Source organism: Streptomyces otsuchiensis (assembly GCF_004305975.1).
Taxonomy (GTDB): Bacteria; Actinomycetota; Actinomycetes; order Streptomycetales; family Streptomycetaceae; genus Streptomyces; species Streptomyces otsuchiensis.
Window position 1 is genome coordinate 1 of the sequence record NZ_BHZI01000400.1, and the last position, 4,042, is coordinate 4,042.

The window sequence follows — 4,042 nt, forward strand, 5'->3', positions numbered from 1 at the left end:
GGGGTGCCGCGGCGGCGGGTCCGGCGCCGGGGCGGGTGGCGGCAGCCGAACGGGTCGCGGTCGCTTCGGCCGGGCGGGAAGAGCTGGGCCGAGCGGGGGTACGCGGGCGTGAGAAGTGTGAGGGTGCGCGCCGGGGCCGGGCGCTCACGCAGTGCGCGCCGTGCACCGCCCGCCGTGCGGTCGCTGTGCCCGGTGCGGCCGTGCGCCGTTCACAGCGGGGTGCCCTCGAAGCGGGCGAGCGCCTCGTCCGCGCCGTAGGGCCGCAGATACGGCATCCAGCGGGGGTCGCGGTATCCGGTGCCGATGATGCGCCAGGCCAGCCCGGACGGTGGACCGGGCGGATGTCGCAGCCGCCAGCCCAGTTCGGCGACATGGCGGTCCGCCTTGACGTGGTTGCAGCGCCGGCAGGCCGCCACCACGTTCTCCCAGGCGTGCTGGCCGCCCCGGCTGCGCGGGATCACGTGGTCGACGCTGTTGGCGACGGCCCCGCAGTAGGCGCAGCGGCCGCCGTCCCGCGCGAAGAGCGCGCGGCGGGTGAGCGGCACCGCGGTCCGGTACGGGACGCGGACGAAACGCTTGAGGCGCACCACACTGGGTGCCGGTATCGCCTGGGTCGCGCTGCGCATCAGCAGGCCGCTGTCCTCCAGCGTCACCGCCTTGTCGTGCAGCAGCAGGATCAGAGCGCGGCGGACCGGTACGACGCCGAGGGGCTCGTACGAGGCGTTGAGAACCAGGACATTTGGCACAAGCGGCCTCCAGTTCCGTCGGCGACGCGTGGCTCGCGCCGGGACGATCTACCACAGTGTGTATCGACGACCCTCGGCGGCGCCACCACGACCACGAATGTGTCGCGGTCCACAGCACCGTCCGGGGCCGCTGGTCGAGCCGCCGGAGAACTCCCCGAAGGGCTGTCGACCGGCCCCTTCGCGTTCCGGGCGGCGACATCGCGTCGGCCGGTTCGCCTACCGTGATCGGGTGCTTCCTCCCTTTTCCCTCACCCCCGCCGTCCTGCCGTCGAGCGGCGCCGCGCCACTGGGCGGGCGGCGCGGCGACGTGCTGGCCGAGACCTCCGACCGGGCCGCCGAGACCGTCGGCTGGCTGGAGGAGAACTGGGAGAGCTGGCTGGGGACCGGCCTGCGGATCGTGCTGATCGCGGTGATCGCCTTCGTGCTGCAGGCCGTGGTCCGCCGCGCGATCACCCGGGTCATAGTCCGCATGGGGCGCCGCGAACGGGCGCCGGGCAGCCCCACCCGGGGGCTGCTGGTCAATCCCGAGCGCCGGCGCCAGCGGGCGGCGGCCATCGGGTCGGTGCTGCGCAGCGTCGCCTCCCTGGTGGTGCTCGGCACGGCGGCGCTGATGGTCCTGGACCAGCTCGGCATCGAGCTGGGGCCGCTGGTGGCGAGCGCCGGCATCGTCGGTGTCGCGATCGGCTTCGGCGCGCGCAACCTGGTCACCGACGTGCTCACCGGGATGTTCATGCTGCTGGAGGACCAGTACGGCGTCGGCGACCGGATCGACGCGGGCGAGGTCACCGGCGAGGTGCTGGAGATCGGGCTGCGCGTGACCACGCTGCGCTCGGACGACGGTGAGGTCTGGTACGTGCGCAACGGCGAGATCCGGCGGGTCGGCAACCTCAGCCAGGGCTGGTCCACGGCCACCGTCGAGGTGGAGGTGCGGGCCGACGCCGACACCGAGCGGGTCACCGCGCTGCTGGTGAAGGCGGGCGAGGAACTGTCGGCGAGCCCGCCGTGGGACGAACTGCTGTGGGAGCCGCTGGAGGTCCTCGGCCTGGAGTCGGTGTCGATGGACACGCAGGTCATCAAGGCGACGGTCAAGGTCCCGGCCGGCAAGGCGGCGACGGTCGAGCGCCAGCTGCGGCTGCGGATGAAGCGGGCCCTGGACGCGGCCGGGATCGAGCAGGTGGACGCCGCCGCCCTCACCCTGGACAAGCTGCGCGGGCCCCGCACGGAGGAGCCGAAGGTGCCCGCCGACCGGCGCTGAGCCCACACGGTGCCGTGTCCCGGCACACCCGGCACACCCGGCACACCCAGCGCCTCCCGGTGCCTTCCTTGTGCCGCCGTGGCGGGCCCGGTGATGATGACCGCCATGTCGAGCACCCCCGTCACCATCCGCCCCTACCGGCCCTCGGACCGCGCCCGGCTGGAGGACATCTGTGTCCGCACCGGCCACGGCGGCGAGGACGCCAGGGGCCACTACACCGACCCGGCCGTCCTGCCCGCGATCTTCGCCACGCCCTACGCCGAGTACGACCCGTCGCTGGTCTTCGTCGCTGACGACGGCACACACGCCATCGGCTACGTGCTGGGCGCGGCCGACAGCGAGGCGTTCTTCGGCTTCTTCCGCGAGCGCTGGCTGCCGACCGTCGCCGACCGCTTCCCGGCACCCCCGGGAGAGCCGGGCGACGACGACGAGCGGATGCGTGACCTGCTGCACCACGCCGACCGCATGCACGTGCCGGCCTTCGACGAGCACCATCCCGCGCATCTGCACATCGACCTGCTGCCGGAGGGCCAGGGCCGGGGTCTGGGGCGCGCGCTGATGGAGACCTACCTGGAGGCGCTGCGCGCCCGGGGTGTCCCCGGCGTGCACCTGGGCGTCGGCCCGGGGAACACCCGCGCCCGCGCCTTCTACGACCGGCTGGGCTTCACGCGGCTGACGGCGCCGGGCGCCGGGCCGGACGCCGTGCACCTCGGGCTGGCGCTGTGAGCGCCCCGGCCGAGCCGCCCGCCCGGCTGCCCTACGGCTCGCCGCTCGCCGCGCGGGACCACTCGGCGGCCGGCACCGTCTTCCGGCGGGTGCGCCCGTGGGGCGGCGAACCGGTCGACCTCTACGCGGTCGACGGGCGGTTCAGCGAGGGCCCGGTGCCCGCCGGCGCCGAGGTGGTGGAGGGCCACGGTCTGCTCGCCCTGCCGACACTGGTCAACGCGCACGCCCACCCGGACAAGACGGAGTGGGGCCTGCCCTGGCACTCCCGCCGCCCGGCGGCCGGGCTGCGGGAGCTGATCGACGCCGACGCGACGGCCCGGGCGGAGCTGCCCGCGACGACCGTCGGCCGGGCGACCGCCCTGCTGACCCACTGCTTCGAGCGCGGCACCCGCGCGATGCGCGCCCATGTGGACGTGGCCCCCGTGCACGGCCTGGACGGGCTGCACCAGGTGCGGGAGGCCGCCGCGCGGTTCGCCGGAGTGATGGACCTGGAGCTGGTCGCCTTCCCGCAGACCGGCCTGCTCTCCTCGCCCGGCACGGCGGAACTGCTGGCGGAGGCGGTGCGCGAAGGGCTGGCCGAGGTGGTCGGCGGGATCGACCCGCTGGGCATCGACGGCGACCTCCCCGGCCAGCTCGACCTGGTCTTCGGCCTCGCGGAGAAGCACGGGCCACGGGTCGACATCCACCTCCACGACCGCGGCGAGGAGGGTATGCGGCAGGTCCGCGAGATCGTGGCCCGCACCCGGGCCGGCTCCCTCGGCGGCCGCGTCACCATCAGCCACGCGTTCGCCCTGGCGTCCCTCGACGACGACGCGGCGTGCCGCGTGGGCGACGAGCTGCGGGAGGCGGGGGTGGCGCTGACCACCGTCGGCGGCAACGCCGTGCTGCCCTTCCACCGGATGCGTGCCCAGGGCGTCCTGGTCGGGGTGGGCACCGACGGCGTCCGGGACCGCTGGTCGCCGTTCGGCAACGGGGACATGCTGGAGCGCGCCGAACAGCTGGCGCGCCGCACCGGCAGCCGGCTCGACGAGCAGCTCACCGGCTGCTTCGACGCGGTCGCCCATGACGGCGCCCGGCTGCTGGGGCTGGAGCGGGCCGACCTGACGCCGGGGTCGCCCGCCGACTTCATGCTGGTGACGGGCGAGTGTGTGCCGCAGGTGGTGGTCGACCGACCGCCCCGGCGGCTGGTGGTGCGAGGCGGCCGGGTGGTCCACGGCGGGTGAGGCGGGACGGGTGAGGCCCGGTGCGGGGCCGGCCGGGGCGGGTGAGCCCCGGTGCGGGTCCGGCCGAGGCGGGGCCGGCCGAGGCGGGGGGG

General features: G+C 75.3%; 4 protein-coding genes. 3 read left to right on the top strand and 1 reads right to left on the bottom strand.

Annotated features, from left to right (window positions below):
• Positions 1 to 209: 209 nt before the first annotated feature.
• Positions 210 to 746: an HNH endonuclease gene (locus E0D90_RS24255; protein ID WP_130800090.1), complete on the bottom strand. Its 537-nt coding sequence runs from the start codon at positions 744 to 746 to the stop codon at positions 210 to 212.
• A gap of 229 nt (positions 747 to 975) precedes the next feature.
• On the opposite strand from E0D90_RS24255, the gene E0D90_RS24260 reads away from it, so the two are divergent.
• The 3 genes from E0D90_RS24260 (at position 976) to E0D90_RS24270 (ending at position 3,950) form a co-directional block, all read left to right on the top strand.
• Positions 976 to 2,001: a mechanosensitive ion channel family protein gene (locus E0D90_RS24260; protein WP_438827446.1), complete on the top strand. Its 1,026-nt coding sequence runs from the start codon at positions 976 to 978 to the stop codon at positions 1,999 to 2,001.
• 105 nt (positions 2,002 to 2,106) lie between these two features.
• Entirely contained in the window at positions 2,107 to 2,727 is a 621-nt protein-coding gene (locus tag E0D90_RS24265) for a GNAT family N-acetyltransferase (RefSeq protein ID WP_130800092.1), read from the top strand.
• Complete coding sequence (locus tag E0D90_RS24270; RefSeq protein WP_227870465.1) at positions 2,724 to 3,950, top strand: amidohydrolase; 1,227 nt, start codon at positions 2,724 to 2,726, stop codon at positions 3,948 to 3,950. Before E0D90_RS24265 ends, E0D90_RS24270 begins: the two co-directional genes overlap by 4 nt.
• Positions 3,951 to 4,042 lie beyond the last annotated feature (92 nt).

Bases quoted from the DNA above. Each gene is read 5' to 3' on its own strand.
- E0D90_RS24265 (WP_130800092.1), top strand. From the start codon at position 2,107: ATGTCGAGCACCCCCGTCACCATCCGCCCCTACCGGCCCTCGGACCGC.